This window comes from Paenibacillus oryzisoli (assembly GCF_001653565.1).
Lineage (GTDB): Bacteria > Bacillota > Bacilli > Paenibacillales > NBRC-103111 > Paenibacillus_E > Paenibacillus_E oryzisoli.
Genome location: NZ_LYPB01000089.1, coordinates 76,149 through 100,772, shown reverse-complemented (window position 1 = coordinate 100,772; position 24,624 = coordinate 76,149). Strand labels below are relative to the sequence as shown.

The following is a 24,624-nucleotide window of genomic DNA, read 5'->3' as shown; positions in this document are numbered from 1 at the left end:
TCATATGTACACAAATAAAAAAGTTTTAATAACTGGCGGAACTGGCACAATTGGGCAGCACTTGCTGAAAGCGATTCTGTCTTATAGTCCTTCTGTAGTTCGTATTTATAGCAGAGATGAGCATAAGCAGTATGAAATGCAGCAGGAGTTTAAGGAACATAGGAATATCCGCTATTTAATTGGGGATATTCGTGATGAGGTAAGACTTCTGAGGGCAATGGAAGACATCGACTATGTGTTTCATCTTGCTGCGATGAAGCATGTACCAGCTTGTGAGTACAATCCATTCGAAGCTGTGAAAACGAATGTATTAGGGACTCAAAATGTGATTCAAGCTGCAATTGCAGCAAAGGTAAAGAAGGTCCTATTCACCAGTACGGATAAAGCGATATCTCCTACAAACACGTATGGAGCTACTAAGCTTACTTCTGAGCGATTAATTTCCGCGGCCGAATATCAGAAGGGCCCGAAACAGACGGTATTCTCGTCGGTACGCTTTGGAAATGTAATGTGTTCTCGAGGCTCGGTAATTCCTCTGTTTAAGAAACAAATTTTAGAGGACCATTGCATTACAGTAACAGATATGATGATGAAAAGGTATATGATGACCCCGAATCAAGCAATTTCTCTTATGCTCAAGGCTAACGAGTTAGCTAAGGGGGGAGAGGTATTCGTTCTGAAGATGCCTGTAATTAATTTATCAGATTTGGCTGAGGTTATGATCGAGAAAGTATCCGAAAAACATCGTATCACTGAGTCGGTTGAAATTAAAGAGATTGGTTTACGCCCTGGTGAAAAGATGTACGAGGAACTGATGTCTGATGACGAGGTTATCGGTTCGTTTGAGACGCCCGACATGTACATCATCCCTTCGCATTTTACCGACCATGAATACAACGAAGCAGTTAGAACACTGGCAAAACCCTCGATAGGAACAGATGCTTCGATTAGTAAAGAGGTTTTGGGAGAATGGCTGCTGTCTGAAAAGTTGATCTAGGGTAGTTATCCAGCTATTTAGCAGCAACCGGATATACACTCGTAAGTGAAATCCAAAAGTTTCTATATTAAATTAGTAGAAAATAAAAAATTAGAAAGCTGGACGCTGCAAAAGCGACGTAGAAAAAGAGGGCAGAAAAAAGGAGGATGGATTCGGAAGGTCACCTTATGTAAGGTGACTTTATTTAATAACTGATGAACAAAGGGCTAATATGCTGCCGTATGGAGTGCCATGGTGATGCTATCAATGAACAAGTTTAAAGTGAAAGTCGTTACTATTTGGTGGGCGTTTTCTTCTTGTATTGGACATTGTTTTTTGGTCGGAACAACGGTTATTCCCAGTATAGTAAAGGAACTTATTTTTGAAATGATTGAGGAGGCCGCGTAATCATTATTATTTAATGGGAAGTAATATTAGGGTAGTTTATAGAGAGTAGGAAACCACAATGAATTGGAAAGATATAGTTGTGTCCTTCGAAACTACAATTGTAAGGGTCCTAGGGGTTATTGATTCATCTGCTATGCAGATTGCTTTGATCGTAGATAGACAATACAAATTACTTGGGACGGTTACTGATGGTGATATTAGAAGGGCTATCTTAAAAGGAGTATCCTTGCAAGAGCCAGTAGGCTTCATTATGAATCGGAATCCAATCTGTTTAACCGAGGAATATACTCAAGAACTAGCACTGAATGTCATGAGGCAAAAAAACATTCGACATTTGCCTATCGTTGATAGTGAGGGAAGAATTGTTTTTTTAGAGACGTTGAATCATATATTGGAACCGGATCCCATGGATCATTGGGTTGTGTTAATGGCTGGAGGTTTAGGAACAAGATTAATGCCGTTAACTGAAAATTGTCCCAAGCCGCTGCTACCAATTGGCGGAAAGCCATTACTTGAAACTATAATTGAAAATTTCAAAAGCTATGGATTTACGAAGTTCTATATATCTGTTAATTATAAAGCGGAAATGGTTGAAGATTATTTCGGTGACGGATCAAAATGGGGGGTCGTTATTCGGTATATCCGAGAAGATCAGCGTATGGGTACTGCAGGAGCGCTATCGTTGTTACCTTCGTTACTTACATCCCCATTAGTTATTATGAATGGTGATTTGTTAACAAAAACAAACTTTAAGCATCTAGTGGATTTTCACAGTAAAGAGAACACTGCCGCAACGATGTGTGTCAGGGAATATGAATATCAGGTTCCTTATGGCGTAGTTGAAGTGAGGAAAAATAGATTTGTAAACATCGTAGAAAAACCATTACAACGGTATTATGTCAGTGCGGGCATTTATGTTTTGAACCCCAATGTAATCGAATACATACCTAGGAATACTTATTATGATATGCCTACACTGTTTGCCTCATTATCCGAGCAAGAGATAGAGGCAGCTATTTATTCTATTCGAGAATACTGGATGGATATTGGGAGGATAGATGACTTTCAAAAGGCCAATAACGAGTACAGAGGTGTTTTTGAATGATTCAAAACAAAAAAATATTAGCTCTCATTCCTGCAAGAGGTGGATCGAAAGGTGTTCCAGGGAAAAATATTCTTGTTGTTCAAGACAAACCATTAATTGCATGGACGATAGAAGAGGCTAAAAAATCAAAGTATATAGATAGAGTTGTCTTATCCTCGGAAGATGAAGAAATAATAAAAGTTGCAGATCAATGGGGTTGTGATATTCCTTTTGTTAGACCTGCAAATTTAGCGAAAGATGATACGCCAGGAATTGATCCGGTATTGCATGCTCTAGATCACTTACCGGATTATGATTATGTTATAATGCTTCAGCCTACGTCGCCGCTAAGAAGTGTTGAGGATATAGATAATGCAATTGAGTATTGTTTCAGTAAAAATGCTTTATGTTGTGTTTCAGTATGCAGAACAAGTGAGAACCCATACTGGATGTACAAAGTAATTGACGGAAATCTAAGACCAATAGTTAATGATAATGAAACAATGTATTTAAGAAGACAAGATTTGCCGCCAACATTTATACTAAATGGTGCTATCTACATTGCTAATTGCAACTGGCTCAAAGAGAGTAAATCATTTCTAACAGACAAAACTGTGGCTTATATCATGGATTCTGCACGGTCTCTAGATATAGATAACGAGATTGACTTTGTATTACTTGAGTATTATTTGGGATTGCGATGTTAGATGGAGGGAATGAAATGGATTTAACCAATAAAAAGATTCTTGTAACAGGCGCGGATGGTTTTATTGGATCTCATTTAACGGAAGAATTGATCCGAAGAGGACATGATGTCCGTGCTTTTGTACTTTATAATTCTTTTAATTCTTGGGGATGGTTAGATCAAGCTCCAAATGACATAAAAGGGAGTCTGGATGTGTTTGCAGGGGATATTCGTGACCCATACGGCGTAAAAGTCGCGGTGAAGAGTTGCGATGTTGTTTTACATCTCGCGGCTTTAATAGCCATCCCGTATTCATATCATTCACCGGATACGTATATAGACACGAATGTGAAGGGTACCTTAAACGTCATACAAGCAGCACGTGAATTAGAAGTTCAAAAAGTTGTCCATACTTCAACTAGTGAGGTTTATGGAACAGCTCAGTTCGTGCCCATCACTGAACAGCATCCACTACGAGGGCAATCTCCATATTCGGCCTCTAAAATTGGCGCAGATCAGATTGCGATGTCATTTTACGATTCATTTAGTCTGCCTGTTTCCATTATTAGACCTTTCAATACCTACGGTCCTCGTCAATCTGCTCGTGCCGTAATCCCAACTATCATTACGCAAATTGCAAATGGGTTAACGAACATTAAACTAGGCGCTCTGAATACGACGCGGGACTTTAACTTTGTAAAAGATACTGTGGACGGTTTCATCTCTGTCGCACAATCAGACCAGTCGCTCGGTGAGGTAATCAATATTGGCAGTAATTTTGAAATCTCAATTGGTGAAACGGTTGAATTAATAGCTGAAGTCATGAATGAAAAGGTGAAGGTTAATACCGACGAGATGCGAATTCGACCTGAAAAGAGTGAGGTTGAACGACTTTGGGCGGATAATGCTAAAGCTAAACGAATATTAGGCTGGGAACCAAAGTATGGTGGACGTGAAGGGTTTAAAAGAGGTTTAAGGGAAACTGTAGAGTGGTTCACAAACCCTCATAATCTGTCGACTTATAAAGCGGATCGGTACAACATATGAGGGATTCAGGGGATTTAGACAAATTAGTGAAAGTAGTTTCATCAGCTTTACCTGGTGACCAAAAATTTATTGCTTTGCACGAACCTCGTTTTTGTGGAAACGAGTGGGAATATGTGAAAGAATGCTTGGATACAGGCTGGGTCTCTTCGGTCGGCAAATTCGTTGATAGATTTGAGCAAGATTTAGCGGAATATACAGGTGTTAATAATGCGATTGCCGTTGTTAATGGGACAGCAGCCCTACATATTTGTCTAAAATTAGCTGGCGTAGAACAGAATGATGAAGTTCTCATTCCTTCTTTTACATTCATAGCAACGGCGAACGCGGTTTCTTATTGTGGAGCGATTCCGCACTTTGCCGATAGTGAAATGAGAACCTTGGGGCTTGACCCGTTCAAGCTAAGTAACTATTTAAGGGATATTACCGAAGTTAAACGAGGTCATTGTTATAACAAAATAACGGGTCGTCGTATTAAAGCAGTCGTACCCATGCATACTTTTGGCCATCCTGTGGATCTAGATCCACTAATGGAAATATGCGCCAATTATCATATAGAACTCATAGAAGACGCAGCTGAATCACTAGGTTCCTATTATAAGGGTCAACATACAGGCAATTTTGGAAAACTATCCGCTTTAAGTTTTAATGGGAATAAAGTCATTACTACCGGCGGTGGTGGTGCCATTCTAACGAATGATGAGTCGTTGGCGAAGTTCGCTAAACATATAACAACTACTGCTAAAATTCCGCATAAATGGGCGTTTAATCATGATCAAATAGGCTTTAACTACCGGCTTCCAAATATTAATGCAGCTTTGGGATGTGCGCAATTGGAACAGCTTGAGCAATTCTTAATTAAGAAACGAGCACTGGCTGATTCTTATCGAAAAGTTATTACAGAAGTGGATTGTGTTTCTTTCATGGTCGAACCCGAATTTGCGAAAAGTAATTATTGGTTAAATGCAATTTTATTGAATAAACCAGATATAACAAAACGCGATTATTTATTAGAAAAATTAAATGATCAAGGAATCATGTCAAGACCAGCTTGGACCTTAATGCATAAATTGCCGATGTTTGCGGAGTATCCGAAAATGGATTTAACTATTGCAGAAGGCCTTGAAATGCAACTGATTAATATACCAAGTAGTGTGGTGCTAGGTGAGACAAATGAGTAAAAGGAAGATTTGCGTAGTTACGGGTACTAGAGCTGAATATGGATTGTTATATTGGATTTTAAGGGAGTTACAGCAAGATGAGTCAATAGATCTTCAAATCGTTGCAACCGGAATGCACCTGTCGCAAGAATTCGGTTTAACTTATAAACAAATCGAAAATGATGGGTTTATTATTAATGAAAAAGTTGAGATGTTATTGTCCAGTGACACTCCAGTCGGGATCGCCAAATCAGTTGGACTTGGAACAATTAGCTTTGCAGAAACGTTGCAACGTTTAAATCCAAATATAATAGTTGTGCTTGGTGATAGATTTGAAATTTTTTCTGCTGTTCAATCAGCGATGATTCTTAGAATTCCTATAGCACATATTCATGGTGGAGAATTGACAGAAGGGTTGATTGACGAAGGTTTAAGGCATTCAATTACGAAAATGTCTCAAATTCACTTTGTTGCAACTGAGGCATACCGGAGAAGAGTTATTCAGTTAGGAGAACAACCTGACAATGTCTTTAATTTCGGTGCACCCGGTCTTGACTATATTGGAAATCTGAATTTATTAAGTAAAGAAGAATTACAGGAAAGCATCGGTATTCGATTTAATGAGCAAACATTCCTAGTGACATATCATCCTGTTACTTTAGAAGAGAATACGTCAGAGGAACATGTTAAGGAGTTATTGGCCGCGCTGGACTACTTTCCGAATGCTTCAATTATCTTTACGAAATCAAATTCAGATACCAACGGTCGAATCATTAATCAATTGCTTGGAGAGTATGTAGAAAACAATAAAGGACGTTGCAAAATATTCGCATCTTTAGGTCAAAAGAGGTATTTAAGTGCTATAAAACATTGCGATGTAGTGATAGGCAATTCCTCGAGTGGGCTAATTGAAGTACCAGCATTTAAAAAACCTACAGTTAATATTGGAGATCGTCAAAAAGGACGGATTAAAACTGCATCTGTTATTGACTGTGATGATCAAGCAACAGAGATTAAAAATAGTATTCAAAAAGCACTCACCAAAGATTTCAATTCTCAATTATTAAATATGAGATCAGAATATGGTGGACACGGAAACACATCGAAGCAAATTGCACAAATTTTAAAGACTATCCAACTTGATGGTATAGTGAAAAAAACATTCTACGATGTGGATGTGAATGTATGAGAATAATTTTTATTGGTTGTGTCGCTTTTAGTTACAAAGCACTGCAATGTATTTTAAGAGATACAGAGGCGGAGGTAGTAGGTGTTGTTACAAAAAAACAATCCCCCTTTAATGCAGATTTTCAATCTTTAGAACCACTATGTAGTGAGTATCAAATCCCAGTTTTACTATATGAAAAAAACAATCTTCAGTTAAAGGATTGGATAAAAGAATTTAACCCGGATGTTATTTATTGTTTAGGTTGGTCCCACTTATTGGATCAAGACGTACTAGATATTCCTGAAAAAGGGATTATTGGATTTCATCCAGCGGCACTCCCCCAAAATCGTGGAAGGCACCCAATTATATGGGCATTAGCGTTGGGGCTAAGAAAAACGGCATCCACTTATTTTTTAATGACGAATGAAGCGGATACTGGAGATATTATTAGCCAAGAGGAAATTGAAATTAGTGATCATGATGATGCGGGCACACTTTATAGAAAAATAGAAGAAAAGGCATTATTACAAATACCAAGCTTTACTGAACAACTTATTCAAAATACGTATAAGAAAGTCCCTCAGAAACATGATCAATCAAATTCTTGGAGAAAAAGAAATAAGCAGGATGGGCAGATAGATTGGCGAATGTCCGCGAAAAGCATATATAATTTAATTCGAGCATTAACTAAGCCCTATGTAGGAGCTCATTTTGTATACCAGGAAAAAGAAGTGAAAGTATGGAAATCAAGAGTTGTTAACCCCGATGATACATCTGAGAATATTGAGCCAGGTAAGATACTTAAGGTTACTAATAATACTGTGTATATTAAGTGTGGGGAAGGAATAATAAGCCTTCTTGAACATGATCTTGATGAACTCCCAACAGAAGGGGGATATCTATGAATAAGGTTTTGGTAGTAGCACCTCATCCAGATGATGAAACGCTAGGCTGTGGTGGAACATTATTAAAGCATTTAGAAAATGGTGATGAAATTCATTGGCTGATCGTCACACATATAAATGAAGAAAATGGATTCTCTAAAGAGCGCATCAATTGTAGAGAAGAGGAGATTGAGAAAACGTCATTGCTTTATCAGTTTACTACAGTCCATCAACTAAAGTTCCCAACTACACAATTAGATTCTATTCCAATGTACAAGCTCGTTGGAGAGATTGGTAAGATTTTTCAAAAAATTCAGCCTACAATTTGCTTAGTCCCTTATCGTGGGGATGCTCATTCGGATCATGCTGCTGTTTTTGATGCGACAATTTCTTGTACGAAGTGGTTTCGTTATCCAAGTGTGAATCGGGTGCTAGTGTACGAAACTTTATCGGAAACTGATTTTGGAGTAAATCCAGACAATAACGGTTTTTCACCAAATGTATTTGTCGACATCAGTACTTTCCTTAATAAAAAAATAGAAATAATGAATGTGTTTGCAAGTGAAATGGGTGAATTTCCATTCCCAAGGAGTGAAAAAGCGATTAAATCTTTAGCCTATTTAAGAGGGGCAGCTTCGGGGTTTGATGCAGCGGAAGCGTTTATGTTAATAAGGGAGAGGCTATGAGATGGAAAGGACTTTTATCGTTGCCGAAGCAGGTGTGAACCATAACGGTGATATCGAGCTGGCTAAAAGGCTGATTGAAGTAGCCGCAGATTGTGGTGCCGATGTTGTAAAATTCCAAACATTTAGATCGGAAAAGCTAGTCAGTAAATTAGCAGAAAAAGCTGGTTATCAGAAATCAACAACAGATGCCACTGAAAATCAACTCAATATGTTAAAAAAGTTAGAGTTATCAATTGAGGATCACCACTTACTAATAGATCATTGTAAAAAGAATGGCATTATGTTTTTATCAACACCCTTTGACGAAGATAGCTTGTACTTCTTAGCAGAAGATTTGAAATTACCAATTATTAAAATTCCATCAGGTGAAATAACAAATGCGCCTTTTTTATTGAAAATAGCAAGATTTAAAAAGAAAATTATATTATCGACTGGAATGAGTTCCCTCGGTGAGATTGAGCATGCACTTTCAATTCTAGCATTCGGATTACTTCATGAAAAAGGAAATCCTTCCGAAGAGAGTATTCAAAGATCATATGCATCTGTTGAAGGTCATAGACTCCTCAAGGAATATGTTTCAATATTACATTGTACAACGGAATATCCAACCCCATTTGTTGAAGTGAATTTGCGAGCAATGGATACACTAAAGTTGGCATTTCAATTGCCTGTCGGGTTGTCAGATCATACGGAAGGAATTGCAATACCAATCGCAGCAGTTGCAAGAGGGGCTTATTTGATTGAGAAACATTTCACTTTAGATCGAACAATGCCTGGTCCAGATCATAGAGCCTCATTAGAGCCCCAAGAATTAAAAGCAATGATTCACTCAATTCGTCAAGTTGAAGAATCACTTGGAATAAAGATAAAAAGTGCCACGCAATCCGAAATAAAAAATAAATTAGTCGTACGTAAAAGTTTAGTCGCAATTAAGCCAATTCAAAAGGGTGAATATTTCACAGAAGAAAATATTGGCGTAAAGCGTCCTGGAAATGGTGTCTCACCAATTTATTATTGGGACTATATTGGGGAGACTGCCCAAAAAGATTATGATGAGGATGATTTGATTTGACAAAAACACCAGTCATTATACTTGGCAGTGGCGGCCATGCAAAAGTATTAATCGATATTTTACAAATCCAGAATATCGAAATTACTGGTATTTGCTCGCCGGATATGACTTTTATTCAGAATGTTGACAATGGTATCCACGTTTTAAGTAGCGATGCTGATATATTTGAACATCAGCCTGATAAAGTTTTGCTTGTAAATGGATTGGGATCGGTTAAATCCACAGCAAAAAGAGAAGAGATTTTCAAAATGTTCAAAAGTAAAGGATATACATTCGCAACTGTAGTTCATCCATCAGCCATTATCAGTCAGAACGCGCGGCTGCTAGAAGGAGCGCAAATAATGGCCGGAGCGATCATTCAAACAGATAGTGTAATTGGGGTGAATTCAATCGTGAGTACAAAGGCTTCTGTTGACCACGATTGTAAGATTGGTAATCACGTACACGTTGCGCCAGGGGCAACATTGTCTGGTGGGATTACAGTTGATGATGGCGTTCATATCGGTACGGGAGCCACAATTATTCAGGGTATACATATTGGAAGAAATAGTTTAGTCGCAGCAGGCGCTGTGGTTACGAAGGAAGTTAGAGAATTCAGTGTCGTACGTGGTATTCCGGCGAAGGAACTTTAACTAGGAGTTTAGGAGTATTCTAGAGGGGAAGGGGTACGTTAAGAAAACTTGGTAGTCACGACTGTAAATAGCTGTTATCTGATCTTGCATTTGTGTCTGTTACTATTTATGTAACAATTCCAATGTAGATGGAATCGACTTTCTGGCGGATAGGGGATTACTTTGACGGATAATTTGGCGTTGGTTAGATGATGGAAAGTGGTTTTACCTTATCTTCCTTCGCACTTGCATAAGTCGTTCGTGAGTAAACGTAGACGTAGGTTCATTTATTTGACGATCTCAAACTTACACTAGCTTCCTTTAGGTATTCGAATACTCTTATTGCTTGAAGCATTCATGATCAATTAAATTGGAATAATGGTTTGTCAGTAGATATTTGTAAGAAAAAATATACTTAAGCAGGTGGGCTGAGTGTTATTTAACCAACAGGCGCTGTTGTTTAAAGGGTTTTTAAATAAAAGTTCATTCTCAAATGATATTTCTCAAAAGCTAAAATATAAGGTTGGGTTTGTTGTAACACCTTGGGTTTTCACAGCAGTTCCATGGTACTCTGTTGTACTAGCTGTAATGAGTAAGAGGAGGGGGGCTGAACCAGTCATTATATTTGACAATTTAGGCTTTGAAAAGAATGATGATGAGCAGATTCCAATAATAGAAGAGATTCTAGATGAGGTATCACATTACATAAAAGTAATTAAGTTGAATGAATGCACAACGAGTAACATTTTGTTAGAGAAAAACGAACTAGAAGAAATTAATCGATTATCACATCTAAATACAGTTTGGAAATTGAGAACAGATGATTATGGAAACGAAGGAAAAGAGTTAGAAGAGTATTGTAGAGGGAAATTAATTAAGAATGCTATTTATATAAAATCATTTTTCAAGAATAGTTTGTTAGATCGCATAGTTGTACCAGGTGGCATATATAGTATGAGTGGTTTGTATCGTTTTTACGGTAAAAAGTGTGGAATTCGAGTAACAACTTTTGATTCTGGTCCTAATACGGTAATTTCAGGATTTGAAGATGTAGCTGCATATCAAATGGATACAAAGGAAGTAGTTAATAATATAGAATTTTTATTTAGCGATGAAGAGATCCTTGAGATAAAAGAGTGTGCAAAAAAAGAATTAAAACTAAGGCAGGCAGGAAAAGGCCTAGTGAATTATCAATCAATCGATTTTGATTTAGCTCAAATGAACGTTAAATTTGATGTGTTGTTTCCTCTTAATATTGTGTGGGATGCAGCAGCATTAGGGAAGCATAGGTTTTTTAAAGATTCACATTCTTGGATAGAAGAAACTCTTGAATTTATACTAAAGCAAACTAATGCAACTGTTGCAGTGAGGCAGCACCCTGCTGAAAGCATGTTTAAAGAAAAATACAATGTGATAGAAAGCTTGAGTTCAAAATACTGCGAGAATAATAGAGTTGTTATATACTCTTATGATAAGTGCATAAACACATATGAATTATTAGGGAGTACAAAGATAGTATTGCCTCATACATCAACAGTAGGTATTGAAGCAAGTATTTTACTGAAGAAAGTGATTATTGAAAGTGATTGTTACTATTCAGAAGCTAACTTTGTCGAAAAAGCAAATACGAAAGATGAGTATTTTAATTTAATAATGCAAGCTTTACAAAAAGATGCCGATAATAAAGAAGAAAGTGAAGCATTGCTCTATTATTATTTCTCACAAGTTTGTGGTTTTCTAAGGACTAATTTTACGCCACAACCTGATGATTTTTTAGTGTGGGTCAAAAAAGATTTCGATGAACTATTGTTTAATGAGGAAATATCTATTCTAATCGAATCATTCCTTGGCGAAAAATCGTTGACTTTATTGAACGCTCTAAAAAAAATTAGAAAGGAGAGTCAAAATTGACTGATAATTTCGAAAGATTTCCAGACGTTTCATTCGGAAATATGGTGCAGGTGTTAGGTGTGGAAAATATTGAAATTGATAGAGGTAGTTGTATTGGAGATAATACTTGGCTAAATATTTGTGTTAGAGATGATAAGACACGTATGAAGATTGGAAAGTGTGTGCTTGTAGGTCGTCAGTCAATGATATCAACTGGAGGATATTTAGAAATTGGTGATTATTGCTTACTCGCTCCTAGAGTTTACATATCAGATGCAGATCACTTGTTTGACGACATATATAGACCTATCATTGAACAAGGGGCAACGTTAAATCGTAGTGTGATTATTGAAGAAAATTGCTGGATAGGAATTAATGTAGTGATAACAGGTAACGTTAATATTGGAAGAGGCAGTATAGTAGCAGCAAACACAGTTGTGAATAAGGATATTCCACCATTTTCACTCGTAGCAGGAAATCCGTTTCAAGTTGTTAAACTATACAACCCGAAGAGTCAGAAATGGGAGAGAGTAAGAAACGAAGCGGAAATGTTTAAGGTTTTTGCTGATCGAAATGAAGTGGGTTTACCAGATAGAGAAGAGTATAGGGGTACTTTAGTAGAGAGAAGCAAGATAAAAAGGTTGGATCCTATTTTGGCAGGGAACGGAATGCATTTATAGTCATAAGGGGATGTTTAAAAAGATGAATAATTCATTATTTTATTATAAAGAGAACTACTTCGGACCTGTTTTGTTAAATGCGACAACGCTTGCAAATTTCGCAGTATCTCAAGAGTTAATGGAAGAACTATTAACTTTCCATAATCTATTTGTAAATGATAAATATGTTGAATATGTTGATGCTTTTTATAGAGAAGGTTTGAAAAGATTTGGAAAGTATTGGTCGTATATGGACATTATTAATGTTCTATTCGCAGCTTCTAAATTAGTAAAACCAACAAATTATCTCGAAATTGGTGTTCGCCGCGGGAGATCTTTATGTACTGTAGTAAGAGGCAATCCAGATGTAAATGTATATGCATTTGATATGTGGTTATCAAATTATGCTGGTATGGATAATCCAGGACCCGATTTTGTATTAAATGAATTGAAAATAAATGGACACCGAGGGCAGGTGAGTTTTGTTAATGGGAACAGTCATGAAACAATCCCGCAGTTTTTTAAAGAAAACCCAGAGTTAAATTTTGACCTCATCACAGTTGATGGTGATCATTCTGAAGAAGGTGCTTTAAAAGACTTATTAAACGTTATACCAAGATTAAATGTTGGTGGTGTGATTGTATTTGATGATATTTCACATCCTGCTCACCTGTACCTATATGATGTATGGAAAAAAGTGCTTAATGAATTTCCGGAATTGTCTAGCATTGAATTTGTTGAATCGGGCTACGGTATCGCTTTTGCTATTAAGAAAGGGGAATAAGCTTTGAAATTCTTAATAACAGGTGCTGGAGGGTTTATTGGACAGCATTTGTGCGCATATTTTAGTCAACTTGGTCATGAAGTCATTGCCCTAGGAAGAATAAGTCAAGCGAATGAACTGCTATTAAATCAACATGCAATTCTAAAAGTAATTAACCTTGATATAAAGTTGAATGATCAGCTAGTTCATGTTTTCAATGAATACAAACCAGATGTATGTATTCATTGTGCAGGAGGAGCTTCAGTTAAAGAAAGTTTTCAATCACCTAGTAAAGATTACTATGATACAGTTGAATCTTGTTTCAGTATTCTTGAGGCTATTCGCCAAATTTCTAACAGTACGGTTTTTGTGTACTTGTCAAGTGCGGCTGTTTATGGAAACCCTGCTAGTCTTCCGATTATAGAATCAAGTCCTATTCGTCCGATCTCTCCCTATGGATATAATAAAATGATCTGTGAGAAAATAGTCGAAGAATATACTACGATTTACGGGATTCAATCTTTAATTTTCAGGATTTTCTCTGTATATGGTAATGGATTGAAAAAACAAATTTTGTTTGATCTATGTAACAAGTTTACGAATGATGAAAATGATTATGTGGAGCTTTTTGGAACAGGTAAAGAAACAAGGGATTTTATTCATATAAATGATTTAGTTAAATGCATAGAATTATTTGTATCTAATAAAGAAATTGGAATTTTTAATTTAGCTTCAGGAATTCATACGGAAATTGCTAAACTAGCTTCCGTGATAAAAAAAGAATTTAAAAGCGATAAGGAAATTATCTTTAAAGGTAATTCACGTCTAGGTGATCCTGATTTTTGGGAAGTTGATACTCGTTTAATAAGTAAAGGTTTTTCTCCAGAAGTTAGCTTAGATGAAGGAGTGGCTTCTTATTGTAAATGGTTTATGGAAAAAGGTGGTCATGGCGAATGGGGAATTTAAAAGTTGCAGTTCCGATTATTGGTGGAGAACACTGGGGGGGGGGCGTTACTTATTTAGAGTATTTAGCGAAGTCTAGTTCGTTATTACAAGAAAATAAGAAATTGGATCTTTTTTTAATAGTGCGACAACATCAATTAAGGGATTATGCGATGCATAAGTCATTTTTAAACTATTTTGCAGGGGTTATTTTTATTGGTGGCCATTCGGATGAAGTAGAGCTTACTATAGGGGATTCAGTAATTTTTTGCGATTCATATGATGAACTCGCAAAAATGACAGACGTGTATTTCCCAGCTAGCAGTATTGCATTACCGAACCGTTGTTCTGTTTCATGGATACCAGACTTTCAACATAAATATTTATCTAATTTTTTCTCACAAGAAGAAATAGTGCATAGAGATAATAAGTTTAAAGAAATTGCAGATCAGGCAAAAATCGTCATATTTAGTAGTGAGAGTGCAAAAAATGATTTCTTGAAATTTTATCCTGAGTCAAAAGCAATGACTGATGTGTTAAGATTTTATCTTCTTCCCAATGAGAAGTGGTACAATAGCTATTCAAATGAAATATTAGATAAATATGGGATAGATTCCGAGTATATTATATGTAGCAATCAGTTTTGGATACATAAAAACCACAAATTATTATTTCAATCAATTAAAGTTTTGAAGGATATGGGAATTGAAATAAAAGTTGTTTGTACAGGCGGAACTATTGATAACAGAAATGATAAGTATTTCGGTAATTTAATGAGTTATATTGAGCAAAATAATCTTACTCAAAACATAAAAATTCTAGGATTCATTCCTAGAGAAGAACAAATTCAGTTAATAAGAAATAGTCTGTTTGTTGTACAACCTTCTCATTTTGAAGGGTGGAGCACGATTGTTGAAGATTGTAGAGTTTTAGGCAAGATGATTCTTATGTCTGACATTGATGTCCATATCGAACAAGCACCCAGATATGGGTATTATTTTAAACAAAATGACCCTGACCATCTTGCCTCACAAATTCGTTTATTGATAGATCAGAAAGTAGATCCTGAACAGCAGAGAAAAAGAGAACGTGAAGCTAAGGACGATGCGTATAAAAATGTTGAGCGTTATGCAGAAACACTTTATTCAATTCTTACTTCTGCAGTCGTTAATTTTAATAATTGAAAATAAAAAATTAATGCAAACTTGTTTTGTGAAGAAATAGATGAATTTGTGAATGTTGGAGCAGGGAAAAATATAACCATTCATGAACTCACCAAACTACTGTTTAACATAATTAGTTACGAGGGTCATAAATTTGATTCTTCTAATCCAGATGGAAAACTTAGAAAAGCAGCGGATGAAGCCATAATAAACTAGGAGTCCATCATCGGGTAGATTTAGAAGAGGGGATTGAAAAAATACTCGTGGTTTAAAGGCAATGTAATGCGATAATTATACAAACTTAAACTAAGGGGGGGTTTTTATGGAGAAAATATCTATAATTATGCCTACATATAACAGCGAGAAGTATGTAGGAAGAGCTTTGAAAAGTGTCATTGAACAAACCTATCCTATGATCGAATTGATTATTATTGATGGTGATTCAAAAGATAGGACTATGGATATTATTAATAATCACAGAGAGCATATTTCTATCGTTGTATCTGAACCGGATGATGGAATTTACGATGCCTTTAATAAAGGAATATTATGTGCAACAGGCGATATTATTTATTTTTTAAATTCAGACGATTACTTAATACACTCAATTATTATTGAAGAAATGATGGCTTGTTTTGATAAGCAACACTCAATAGTGTATGGAGACATCTCACTTATTTATGAAAATGACCAAGAATCACGGACATATGGAAGGGAATTTAGTTTAGATGATTTGTCAAAGGGGTATGTTCCTCCTCATCAGGCTTTCTTTGTAAGAAAACAATTATTTGAAATTTATGGGCTTTTTGATAAAAAATATAAGATAGCAGGGGATTTTGAGAGGGCTATCTGTTTTTTTAAGAATGAAGTTGGCAAGATTAAGTATATCAATAAAAATGTTGCAGCTTTTCGTGTAGGTGGAATTTCTTCGAACTATGTAACAAGAGCTGTAGGACTCTTGGAGAAAGAAAAGATTATTAAAGAATCTCTTCACATAGATAGACCGCTAGCAGAGGTAGAAATTCAAAATAATGCACTATATAGACAATGGTTAGAGATGATTTTAGTGGAAAAAGTGGGAATTACACGGCGGCTACATCAACTTACGTGCAAAAATGTTGCTGTTTTCGGATCATTAGAGACTGCGGATTATCTCATACAAGATTTGAGTTTAGAAGGATTTGTAACTGGATTTATTATTGATAATTTCAATAGTAGTCCATTTTACAAATTTAATATCCCTATTATTAAGGAAGCAGATATTGACCAACACTTAGAACACATAGATTGTGTTATCGTTTCGATTGAGAGTGCAATTGGTTATGATATTACAGCTAGATTAAAAGCACGATACGGTCATAAAATAGCAATTTTTTGGTGGAAGGAGTTTTTTAATAATGGGAAAATTGCTTAATGGGGAGAAATAATGTATAAAATAACCGCGATTATACCAGCGTACAATGCAGAACTATTTATAGAGGCGGCATTAAGTAGCGTTTTTGAGCAGACATATTCGGTTGATGAAATAATTGTTGTCAATGACTGTAGTCAAGATGATACTTCCAAAGTTGTTAATGAATTATCTTCACTACATGAGAATATTCATGTCTACAGTTTAGGTAAGAATAAGGGAGTATCTTATGCACGCAATTTTGGATTAGCGAAGGCAAGAAATAACTGGATACTTTTTTTAGATGCTGACGATGTTTTAGAACCGAATATTGTAGAAAAAGCAAATGCCTATCTAGAGAATAGTGATGATCTTAGCAAACTTGCTATGATTCATACTTCGTATAAACAAATCGACATTGAAGGAAATATATTTGATGGCATAATAAAGGGTAAAGAATTAAAGCAAGGGGAAGCGTTTGGTGAACTTCTTGTTCGTAATCAAATTATTACGCCTTCAGGTCTGTTATTAAACAAGGAATTCGTGTTGAAGTATGGTAATTTTAACGAAAAATTAAGCTCTAAAAACGAAGACTGGGATTTATGGCTTAGACTATCTCAATTTGGAGATATTGGATATATTGATGAACCATTAGTTAGAGTAAGAAGACACAATAGTAATGCAACAAGGGTATTAAATGTTGTTGTTGCAGGTTCACCTGAGCAGACGATTTTAGATCAATACAATTTAGATGTGATAAGAGCAGCAATTCTCTGTCGTTCCTACTCTAAAGTGAAAAACATACTGGATTATGTATCGATGTTATATCGATTTCAAAAGTGGAGAGAAGGCGTCATAGAATTAGAGCAACTAGTGTCCGAGGATGTCAAAGAAAAGAGTTCAATTTTATTTCTTAAGGCAGTATATTTCTTACACAATGAACAATTCGAGGCAAGCAAAAGTTTATTTGAGCAAATACTTAAAATAACGCCTCAACATGGAGCGTCTTTAAATAATTTAGCAGTATTAAATGCAATGAACTCTAATTTTTTACAAGCTAAACATTTGCTCGAAAGTGCATTGGATCTCAATCCTAATTATATGGATGCCATAATAAATATGCGTTTGTTACATACAGATGGTGAATTCCGGAATAGTTATCGTTTTACACTAAGAGAATTAAGGCCGGTATTATTGAGTTACGAAGGGTAGAAAACAATTCCGAGTGCTGAAATGAAATTGTATTATTATCAGGAGGGTCTGGCTCTCGATTAGGGCCACTTTCCAATGATTCCGTGCAAAGCAACTTTTGAAAGGTTTTGATTATGAAATCGTTGAACATCTTCGTCATATCATTACATTAAAGAAAGATCTTGGAATATGAAGTAAAGAAGGGATGTCTCAAGAAACCATCGGCAATGGTAGAATGAGCAGTGATTACGAAGACACCTACATTACTAATGAATTAGATTTGCCAGTAAAGGTATTAGGGATTTCTAATCCTGTATTTGCTGTAAGTGTAGAAGCATTCTTGGTGACAGACAAATTGGTCAGTTCAAGAATGAAGGAAATGTTAAATGATGGACTGTTTGCACGAGGTTGTATCACGTTCTTGACTACAATAAGCAAGACGACACAGAAATTCTTTCAAAACACCTTACATGAAGATACAGGCAAAAACGTAAGCTTCCAGTACCAACATTTTCGTAGAGTCACGTGGACAATTATTTCTAGCAAAGGTCGGTTTATTCAAAATGGCATTTGGATCGAAGTTTGGTGAAGAGGATAGTATCCCCTTATCAAATGATTGGGGCAATATTGAAATAAATAAGTAGAGTATAGATTGTTTGGATTTTTTATTTCTTTGGACCTTGGAGGAACTGACATGAACGAACAAAAGCTTAAAACCATTTTCGCAGAAGCTTTAGACACTGCAGAAAATATGATTCAAGACGACTTAGCTTATAACAGCATTGAACAATGGGACTCAATCGCTCATATGACGCTAATTGCTGCGATCGACGAAGGTTTCGATATTATGATGGACACAGATGATGTCATTGATTTGAGTTCATACGCAAAGGCGAAAGAGATTTTAGGGAAGTATGGAGTGGCGTTCTAAAATGTTGCTTGAGGGAAAAGTAGCATTGATTACGGGTGCTTCAAAAGGGATAGGAAGGGCGACGGCTCTTGTCTTTGCGAAGAACGGGGCTTCAGTTATTTTGAATGGGCGGAACGAAGAGGACCTACAGTCCATAGCGGTCGAAATCAACGAAATATCGGAACATGCCCCGCTTGTTCTACGTTATGATATTACGAATGTAGAGGAGGTTAAGCAGGCATTTCAACAGATTCATGGCCAGTATAAACGGTTAGATGTCCTCGTCAATAATGCCGGTATTTTGCATGATGGCTTGCTTGGCTACATGCAACAAGACAAAATTAATGAGATGTATGATGTTAATGTGATGGCAACCATATTACATATGCAGTACGCGACACGCTTAATGATGCGCAAAAAAAGTGGATCGATTATTAATCTCAGCTCCATTCTCGGCCGTTTCGGAGATGTTGGACAAGTTGGCTACGCGGCAAGTAAGGCGGCCGTGATCGGTGCTACTCTAGCGGCAGCCAAAGAGTTTGCTTCTTCCAATATACGGATAAATGCGGTGGCTCCCGGTTTCATTGAAACGGATATGACGGTCAAGCTATCGGAAGAGAAATATAAGGATCGTTTATCTAGCATCCATATGGGGCGAGCTGGAAAACCCGAAGAGGTAGCGAATACGATTTTATTTTTAGCTTCGGAATTATCTTCCTATGTGACAGGGCAATTACTTGGTGTTGATGGCGGAATGGTTGTGTAACGATTTGACATTCTTCAGAGGGTGTCTCAAGTGGCGCTTGTTTTGCGACATTGGAGATAGCTTCTTTGTTTTTTCTCATTACATTCCTGTTAAAAGCCGATAATATAAAGAGAAACTTGTGTAAGAAGAAAAAGGGAAGTGTGCACGTGTCTACGTTTTGGAACCTTAGCCATCACAAAGAGCTAAAAGCAGTTGTTTTGACCGATCATAATGGCATGACATATGGCGAACTGCAGCAGCGTGTGGATGATTTTAAAGCAATGCTGCCTAGTTCTACGAACAAACAGCTCGGACTATTGCTTTGTTCGAACGACACTGCCACACTCGTTGCCTATCTTGCCTGTCTGCAGGCAGGTCATGCCGTAATGTTAGTGGATGGGCAATTAGAACAGACATTACTTGAGAAGATCGTTTATTCATATAAACCTAACTGGATTGCTTCACCTTATACAGAACATACATTTGAGGGCTATCATCAGTCGTCATCAGTCTTGTGGGTCGAGGAGCGATCCTCCTATCCCGCGTTACCGGGCATTCATACAGATTTGGCCGTATTACTTAGCACATCAGGAACGACAGGTAGTGCCAAATTTGTTCGTCTTTCTTATAGAAATTTACAAGCTAATGCCCTTTCAATCGCCTCTTACCTGCAGTTGGATGAGACAGAACGGGGGATTACAACGTTGCCATTTCAATATTCCTACGGCTTGTCCGTTATTAATAGTCATCTGCTCGTAGGCGGTACATTAATTATGACGAATGCCTCAATCGTATCTAAGGAGTTTTGGATTTTATTTAAAGAACAAGAGGCAACATCATTAGCGGGTGTTCCGTATACGTATCAGATGCTCCAGCGTCTTCGATTTGGCAGCATGCAGCTGCCGTCGTTACGTTATTTTACACAGGCGGGTGGCAGGTTAGCGCCTAATCTGGTGCAGGCCTTCAGGCAAATTTCGGTTGAGACAGGAAGACGCTTCTATGTGATGTATGGTCAAACGGAAGCGACGGCGCGGATGAGTTATGTTCCTCCGGAACAACTTGTGGACAAAGCAGATTCTGTCGGCATTGCGATTCCGAACGGAACGTTCTGGATTGACGAGGAGACTTCGGAGTTGATCTACGAGGGTTCAAACGTTATGCTCGGGTATGCCGAAGCACGCGAGGACCTAACTAGAGGAGATGAGCTACAAGGACGGCTTCACACGGGCGATGTTGCTTACAGGGATGAGGATGGCTACATCTATATTAAAGGACGAATAAAACGGTTTATCAAGTTATTCGGACTTCGAATTAATTTAGATGAGATCGAAAAGCAGATCGAGACTGAATTCTCTTTGCCTGTTGCTTGCACAGGAGATGATGATTATTTAATCATTTTCACAGAAAACGAGACAAATGCGGAGCAGATCAGAGTATATATACGCCAGTTGTACAAGCTGCATCCAACGTCTTTTTCGGTTAGAACGGTTCCGGTGCTGCCGCGATTAGACAATGGGAAAATGAACTATATGAAATTGAAGGACATGATGTCATGAATGAAGCCATTTTTCAACACCCCTATGCGATGAATCGTGCCGCTAAGCAGGCTTTTTTAATGGACGAGCTGACGCGCTTAACGGATTTCCATAAGTGCCATTGTGAGCCCTATGATCATATTTTGAGGACAGTTCCATTTGAGAGTGAAATCACTCAAGTCGAACATCTGCCATACTTGCCTGTACAGCTTTTTAAAATGATGGATCTACGTTCTGTTCCTAAAGATGAAGTAATTAAAACATTGACATCAAGCGGGACGACTTCGCAACAAGTATCTAAAATCTACATTAACCGTGAGACATCAGAGCTGCAGTCTAAAGCCCTTGTATCTATAGTAAGGGATTTTATTGGTAAGCAGCGACTGCCAATGATCATCATTGATACGAAAAATGTGATCAAAGATCGCAAAGCGTTCAGTGCAAGAGGAGCGGGAATAGTCGGCTTTTCAAACTTTGGTCGCAACCATTTTTATTTGTTAGATGACAACATGGAGATTGATTGGGATGGCTTATATGCTTTTTTAGAAAAGTATAAAGATGAGCGTATCTTTTTATTTGGCTTTACCTTTATGATTTGGCAATACTTTTTAAAAGTCTGTCTCGATAAGAACATTCAACTTCCTCTCGATAATAGTATTTTAATTCACGGCGGCGGATGGAAAAAGCTAAGCGATGAATCGGTTAGCAATGAGATCTTCAAACAATCCTTGTTTGAGCAATTTCATATACCGCTAGTCCACAACTATTACGGCATGGTCGAACAAGTGGGCTCGATATTTATGGAATGTGAACATGGACATTTTCATACTCCTAACTTTGCAGATGTGATGATTCGAGATTTTGAAACATTGAAGCCGGTTATGAATGAAAAAAGGGGCATTGTTCAAGTCATTAGTATTTTGCCCAAAAGTTATCCCGGACACAGCTTGCTGACGGAGGATGTTGGAACCGTACATGGAGAGGATAATTGCCCGTGTGGTCGAATGGGAAGACATTTCACAATTGAAGGTCGAATTCCGAAAGCCGAAATAAGGGGTTGCAGCGACACGCATGCGTTCGACCAACAGAATGGAGTGAATATGTAGATGGAATCTCTTTTGCCAAGGGGGCTGCCTATAACAGGATGGCAAGAACATACTGCTAATATGGCGAAGCAGAAACCTTTGCATCCGTTTTCTTCCGTTGTCGTACAGTTTCTGAATGAAGTGTCTGGCGTTATTTTGAATAACAAACAAATGCGCGCTTATCCAGAGTTGATGACCACCGGGTATTGGCTCAGAAAAGCAAATATAGCACGAATTCAACAGGATTTTGAGAAGCGCAATGCGAACATGATACTACTGGCCAGAGGGGTAGTTTTGCATTTTGCACCTTCAAATGTGGATACGATTTTTTTCTATTCATGGGTGTTGTCTATGCTGGTTGGGAATATAAATATCGTTCGTCTATCTCAAAAAAGAAATGAGCAACTCGAGGTTTTGCTTGAGGTGATCGGCAGCATATTGGATCAAGACAAATATGAGGATATCAAGCAGCGGACACTGTTTGTAACATACGCGCATAATCAGCAAATTTCACAATATCTCTCAAACCTATGCCATGCTCGGGTTATATGGGGTGGTGACCAAACGATTCGAACGATTAGGGACATTCCTTTACCGCCTTTGGCAACAGAGATCGTATTCGCGGATCGTTTTTCAATGGTCGTGTTAGCAGCAGATAGACTTATTTCTTCAACGGACGAACAGTTATCCAAGCTTGCACATGACTTTTATAATGACGCTTTCTGGTTTCAGCAGATGGCTTGTTCCTCACCGAGATTAGTGTACTGGGTCGGAGATGATAAGCGGATAGAAGAAGCGAAAACAAGGTTTTGGGGTGCGCTCACAGCTAAACTTCAAGCCGTACAGTATGAATTGCCGACAGCTCTGCAAATAACGCGGTTGACTACAGCATTTTTCTATGGTGCACATGCGTATACAGATGCTGTATCCTCGGCATTGCTGCATACTCCAACACGTGTTAAAGTGACTGAAATCAATGATCAAATTAGAGAAATGCATTGTGGCGGTGGGCTGTTCTTAGAAATATCCTGTGCATCGCTGTTGCAAATTTCGACATTTGTAATAGATAAAGACCAAACATTATCTTACTTCGGATTTACAAAAGAAGAGCTTAAGGAATTCGTTTATTCCTTGCAAGGAAGAGGAATTGATCGCATCATTCCAGTCGGGAAAGCATTGGATTTTGCAGAAGTTTGGGATGGTTACTACTTATTAAGCTATTTGACAAGGGAAGTCGATTTGCGTTAAGGAAGTGATATTCATGGAATTTTTGAAGGTGAAAGAGGAACACTTGGAACAAATTTTAAAATGGCGTACGAGTGAACATATAACCCAATATATGTTTACAGATATTGAATACAGCCTGGATAATCAAAAACGTTGGTTCGAATATATATCTTGCGATACTTCGAGTAAATACTGGATAATTGCCTCTAAGGGGCAGTTAATCGGTTTGGTATCATTATCGAATATAGATTGGCAAAATTTAAGGGCTTACTGGGCCTATTATATCGGTGATACAAAGTATAATATGGTTGGTGCAATGATAGGTCCGTACGTATATAATTATGCTTTTCAAAAACTGGGTTTCCATAAATTGCTTGGTGAAGTTATGTCGCATAACGAAAATGTAAAGAAAATTCATTTGAAACATGGTTGTACCGAAGTGGGGTACTATCGGGAGCATATATACAAAAGCGGTTCATTTTACGATGTGTACATATATGAAATGCTGGCAAGCGAGTGGATCAAGAACGGAGAACAACTCAAACGCTTTGTTGGTAGTTTTGAAGAATAGGCGGTAAACTTGCATGAAAACAATAATCATTATCCAAGCGAGAATGGGTTCTTCACGTCTACCAGGGAAAGTATTGATGCCTCTTGGTGAGACTGTTGTATTGAACTATGTTGTGAAGCGTTGTCGTCAAGTCTTGGGAGTTGCGGAAGTTATAGTTGCTACCTCGACTTTGTTGCAAGACAATGCTATTGCAGATTGGTGTAGGCAAAACGGAGTTACCTGTTTCAGAGGTTCAGAAGATGATGTGTTGTCACGTTACTACACGTGTGCGGTCCCTTATAATCCTGACTATGTTATTCGTGTAACATCTGATTGTCCGTTCGTTGATTACGAAATGGCGAGTGATCTTGTCAAGATGATGGATCAAGAACAGGTAGACATTATAGACGTGGAGGGAGAAATTCCTCGCGGCCTTGTTGTTGAGATTGTTTCATTCGCAGCACTAGAAAGAATGTATCAAGTAGGAATAGAGCCGCGTCATCGTGAACATGTAACGTATTATGCTTATGAACATCGTGAGCAGTTTACACGAAAAACATATAAAATGAACCCTACACTGTGCCAACCACAGCTCAGAATTACACTCGATACAGAAGAGGATTATGCATTATGTGAAAAAATCGGAGAACATTTCCGAGATGATCTTTTCGTTGCTTCTGAAAAAGTAGTGGAGTTCCTGCTGAAGAACCCTGATATAGCCGTAATAAATGCACACATAGAGCAGAAACCGGTCGTTTAGATGGGCTAGATATGGGTTGGAGAGTGAGGCGTCGCC

General features: G+C 37.5%; 25 protein-coding genes. All 25 read left to right on the top strand.

Features of this window, described 5'->3' with window-relative positions; genetic code table 11:
* Positions 1–4 precede the first annotated feature (4 nt).
* The 25 genes from A8708_RS28800 to A8708_RS28680 all read left to right on the top strand — a co-directional run bounded on the left by A8708_RS28800 (position 5) and on the right by A8708_RS28680 (position 24,588).
* A complete protein-coding gene (locus tag A8708_RS28800; protein WP_068669506.1) occupies positions 5–997 on the top strand; it encodes a UDP-N-acetylglucosamine 4,6-dehydratase family protein in 993 nt (330 codons plus the stop codon).
* 445 nt (positions 998–1,442) lie between these two features.
* Entirely contained in the window at positions 1,443–2,489 is a 1,047-nt protein-coding gene (locus tag A8708_RS28795) for a nucleotidyltransferase family protein (protein WP_068669505.1), read from the top strand.
* The gene (locus tag A8708_RS28790; RefSeq protein ID WP_068669504.1) at positions 2,486–3,175 is read left to right on the top strand and encodes an acylneuraminate cytidylyltransferase family protein; all 690 of its coding nucleotides are present in this window, start codon (positions 2,486–2,488) and stop codon (positions 3,173–3,175) included. The genes A8708_RS28795 and A8708_RS28790 overlap by 4 nt, the downstream gene beginning before the upstream one ends.
* Before the next feature lie 14 nt (positions 3,176–3,189).
* Positions 3,190–4,200 (top strand): NAD-dependent 4,6-dehydratase LegB, encoded by a 1,011-nt coding sequence (locus A8708_RS28785; RefSeq protein ID WP_068669502.1) that lies wholly within the window; start codon positions 3,190–3,192, stop codon positions 4,198–4,200.
* The gene (locus A8708_RS28780) at positions 4,197–5,378 is read left to right on the top strand and encodes a LegC family aminotransferase (RefSeq protein WP_068669501.1); all 1,182 of its coding nucleotides are present in this window, start codon (positions 4,197–4,199) and stop codon (positions 5,376–5,378) included. The genes A8708_RS28785 and A8708_RS28780 overlap by 4 nt, the downstream gene beginning before the upstream one ends.
* Complete coding sequence (gene neuC / locus A8708_RS28775; RefSeq protein ID WP_068669500.1) at positions 5,371–6,546, top strand: UDP-N-acetylglucosamine 2-epimerase; 1,176 nt, start codon at positions 5,371–5,373, stop codon at positions 6,544–6,546. The genes A8708_RS28780 and neuC overlap by 8 nt, the downstream gene beginning before the upstream one ends.
* Positions 6,543–7,430 carry a methionyl-tRNA formyltransferase gene (locus A8708_RS28770; protein ID WP_068669498.1) on the top strand — a complete coding sequence of 296 codons (888 nt, stop codon included), beginning with the start codon at positions 6,543–6,545 and terminating at the stop codon, positions 7,428–7,430. Before neuC ends, A8708_RS28770 begins: the two co-directional genes overlap by 4 nt.
* Positions 7,427–8,095: a PIG-L deacetylase family protein gene (locus A8708_RS28765; protein ID WP_068669497.1), complete on the top strand. Its 669-nt coding sequence runs from the start codon at positions 7,427–7,429 to the stop codon at positions 8,093–8,095. The genes A8708_RS28770 and A8708_RS28765 overlap by 4 nt, the downstream gene beginning before the upstream one ends.
* 1 nt (position 8,096) lies before the next feature.
* The gene (neuB, locus tag A8708_RS28760; RefSeq protein ID WP_068669495.1) at positions 8,097–9,167 is read left to right on the top strand and encodes an N-acetylneuraminate synthase; all 1,071 of its coding nucleotides are present in this window, start codon (positions 8,097–8,099) and stop codon (positions 9,165–9,167) included.
* Entirely contained in the window at positions 9,164–9,799 is a 636-nt protein-coding gene (locus tag A8708_RS28755) for an acetyltransferase (RefSeq protein WP_068669493.1), read from the top strand. Before neuB ends, A8708_RS28755 begins: the two co-directional genes overlap by 4 nt.
* A gap of 411 nt (positions 9,800–10,210) precedes the next feature.
* On the top strand, positions 10,211–11,689 hold the full coding sequence (locus A8708_RS28750) for a capsular polysaccharide export protein, LipB/KpsS family (RefSeq protein WP_068669491.1): 1,479 nt from the start codon (positions 10,211–10,213) through the stop codon (positions 11,687–11,689).
* Entirely contained in the window at positions 11,686–12,348 is a 663-nt protein-coding gene (locus A8708_RS28745; protein WP_239696885.1) for an acyltransferase, read from the top strand. The genes A8708_RS28750 and A8708_RS28745 overlap by 4 nt, the downstream gene beginning before the upstream one ends.
* Positions 12,349–12,358: 10 nt before the next feature.
* Entirely contained in the window at positions 12,359–13,111 is a 753-nt protein-coding gene (locus tag A8708_RS28740) for a class I SAM-dependent methyltransferase (RefSeq protein ID WP_082927874.1), read from the top strand.
* Between the two features lie 3 nt (positions 13,112–13,114).
* Positions 13,115–14,056 (top strand): NAD-dependent epimerase/dehydratase family protein, encoded by a 942-nt coding sequence (locus A8708_RS28735; RefSeq protein ID WP_068669489.1) that lies wholly within the window; start codon positions 13,115–13,117, stop codon positions 14,054–14,056.
* On the top strand, positions 14,044–15,216 hold the full coding sequence (locus A8708_RS28730) for a glycosyltransferase (RefSeq protein WP_068669487.1): 1,173 nt from the start codon (positions 14,044–14,046) through the stop codon (positions 15,214–15,216). The genes A8708_RS28735 and A8708_RS28730 overlap by 13 nt, the downstream gene beginning before the upstream one ends.
* Positions 15,217–15,517: 301 nt before the next feature.
* Positions 15,518–16,609, top strand: a complete 1,092-nt coding sequence (locus A8708_RS28725; protein ID WP_068669485.1) for a glycosyltransferase family 2 protein — start codon at positions 15,518–15,520, stop codon at positions 16,607–16,609.
* Positions 16,610–16,621: 12 nt separating this feature from the next.
* The gene (locus tag A8708_RS28720; protein WP_068669484.1) at positions 16,622–17,797 is read left to right on the top strand and encodes a glycosyltransferase family A protein; all 1,176 of its coding nucleotides are present in this window, start codon (positions 16,622–16,624) and stop codon (positions 17,795–17,797) included.
* A 214-nt stretch (positions 17,798–18,011) separates the two neighbouring features.
* On the top strand, positions 18,012–18,365 hold the full coding sequence (locus A8708_RS28715) for a hypothetical protein (protein WP_204787663.1): 354 nt from the start codon (positions 18,012–18,014) through the stop codon (positions 18,363–18,365).
* Positions 18,366–18,470: 105 nt separating this feature from the next.
* A complete protein-coding gene (locus A8708_RS28710) occupies positions 18,471–18,707 on the top strand; it encodes an acyl carrier protein (protein WP_068669479.1) in 237 nt (78 codons plus the stop codon).
* A gap of 1 nt (position 18,708) precedes the next feature.
* The gene (locus tag A8708_RS28705; protein ID WP_082927872.1) at positions 18,709–19,452 is read left to right on the top strand and encodes an SDR family NAD(P)-dependent oxidoreductase; all 744 of its coding nucleotides are present in this window, start codon (positions 18,709–18,711) and stop codon (positions 19,450–19,452) included.
* A gap of 146 nt (positions 19,453–19,598) precedes the next feature.
* Positions 19,599–20,987, top strand: coding sequence for an AMP-binding protein (locus tag A8708_RS28700; RefSeq protein WP_068669675.1), 1,389 nt, complete (start codon positions 19,599–19,601; stop codon positions 20,985–20,987).
* Positions 20,984–22,072, top strand: coding sequence for a LuxE/PaaK family acyltransferase (locus tag A8708_RS28695; protein ID WP_068669475.1), 1,089 nt, complete (start codon positions 20,984–20,986; stop codon positions 22,070–22,072). The genes A8708_RS28700 and A8708_RS28695 overlap by 4 nt, the downstream gene beginning before the upstream one ends.
* A complete protein-coding gene (locus tag A8708_RS28690; protein ID WP_068669473.1) occupies positions 22,073–23,299 on the top strand; it encodes an acyl-CoA reductase in 1,227 nt (408 codons plus the stop codon).
* A gap of 13 nt (positions 23,300–23,312) precedes the next feature.
* On the top strand, positions 23,313–23,849 hold the full coding sequence (gene pseH / locus A8708_RS28685; protein WP_068669463.1) for a UDP-4-amino-4,6-dideoxy-N-acetyl-beta-L-altrosamine N-acetyltransferase: 537 nt from the start codon (positions 23,313–23,315) through the stop codon (positions 23,847–23,849).
* A 13-nt stretch (positions 23,850–23,862) separates the two neighbouring features.
* Positions 23,863–24,588 (top strand): cytidylyltransferase domain-containing protein, encoded by a 726-nt coding sequence (locus A8708_RS28680; protein WP_068669461.1) that lies wholly within the window; start codon positions 23,863–23,865, stop codon positions 24,586–24,588.
* Positions 24,589–24,624: the final 36 nt, after the last annotated feature.

Excerpts from the sequence above, each read along its gene's own strand:
- A8708_RS28800 (WP_068669506.1), top strand. The coding sequence starts at position 5 with ATGTACACAAATAAAAAAGTTTTAATAACTGGCGGAACTGGCACAATT.
- A8708_RS28795 (WP_068669505.1), top strand. The coding sequence starts at position 1,443 with ATGAATTGGAAAGATATAGTTGTGTCCTTCGAAACTACAATTGTAAGG.
- A8708_RS28790 (WP_068669504.1), top strand. The coding sequence starts at position 2,486 with ATGATTCAAAACAAAAAAATATTAGCTCTCATTCCTGCAAGAGGTGGA.
- A8708_RS28785 (WP_068669502.1), top strand. The coding sequence starts at position 3,190 with ATGGATTTAACCAATAAAAAGATTCTTGTAACAGGCGCGGATGGTTTT.
- A8708_RS28780 (WP_068669501.1), top strand. The coding sequence starts at position 4,197 with ATGAGGGATTCAGGGGATTTAGACAAATTAGTGAAAGTAGTTTCATCA.
- neuC (WP_068669500.1), top strand. The coding sequence starts at position 5,371 with ATGAGTAAAAGGAAGATTTGCGTAGTTACGGGTACTAGAGCTGAATAT.
- A8708_RS28770 (WP_068669498.1), top strand. The coding sequence starts at position 6,543 with ATGAGAATAATTTTTATTGGTTGTGTCGCTTTTAGTTACAAAGCACTG.
- A8708_RS28765 (WP_068669497.1), top strand. The coding sequence starts at position 7,427 with ATGAATAAGGTTTTGGTAGTAGCACCTCATCCAGATGATGAAACGCTA.
- neuB (WP_068669495.1), top strand. The coding sequence starts at position 8,097 with ATGGAAAGGACTTTTATCGTTGCCGAAGCAGGTGTGAACCATAACGGT.
- A8708_RS28740 (WP_082927874.1), top strand. The coding sequence starts at position 12,359 with ATGTTTAAAAAGATGAATAATTCATTATTTTATTATAAAGAGAACTAC.
- A8708_RS28730 (WP_068669487.1), top strand. The coding sequence starts at position 14,044 with ATGGGGAATTTAAAAGTTGCAGTTCCGATTATTGGTGGAGAACACTGG.
- A8708_RS28725 (WP_068669485.1), top strand. The coding sequence starts at position 15,518 with ATGGAGAAAATATCTATAATTATGCCTACATATAACAGCGAGAAGTAT.
- A8708_RS28720 (WP_068669484.1), top strand. The coding sequence starts at position 16,622 with ATGTATAAAATAACCGCGATTATACCAGCGTACAATGCAGAACTATTT.
- A8708_RS28715 (WP_204787663.1), top strand. The coding sequence starts at position 18,012 with ATGAGCAGTGATTACGAAGACACCTACATTACTAATGAATTAGATTTG.
- A8708_RS28710 (WP_068669479.1), top strand. The coding sequence starts at position 18,471 with ATGAACGAACAAAAGCTTAAAACCATTTTCGCAGAAGCTTTAGACACT.
- A8708_RS28705 (WP_082927872.1), top strand. The coding sequence starts at position 18,709 with ATGTTGCTTGAGGGAAAAGTAGCATTGATTACGGGTGCTTCAAAAGGG.
- A8708_RS28695 (WP_068669475.1), top strand. The coding sequence starts at position 20,984 with ATGAATGAAGCCATTTTTCAACACCCCTATGCGATGAATCGTGCCGCT.
- A8708_RS28690 (WP_068669473.1), top strand. The coding sequence starts at position 22,073 with ATGGAATCTCTTTTGCCAAGGGGGCTGCCTATAACAGGATGGCAAGAA.
- pseH (WP_068669463.1), top strand. The coding sequence starts at position 23,313 with ATGGAATTTTTGAAGGTGAAAGAGGAACACTTGGAACAAATTTTAAAA.
- A8708_RS28680 (WP_068669461.1), top strand. The coding sequence starts at position 23,863 with ATGAAAACAATAATCATTATCCAAGCGAGAATGGGTTCTTCACGTCTA.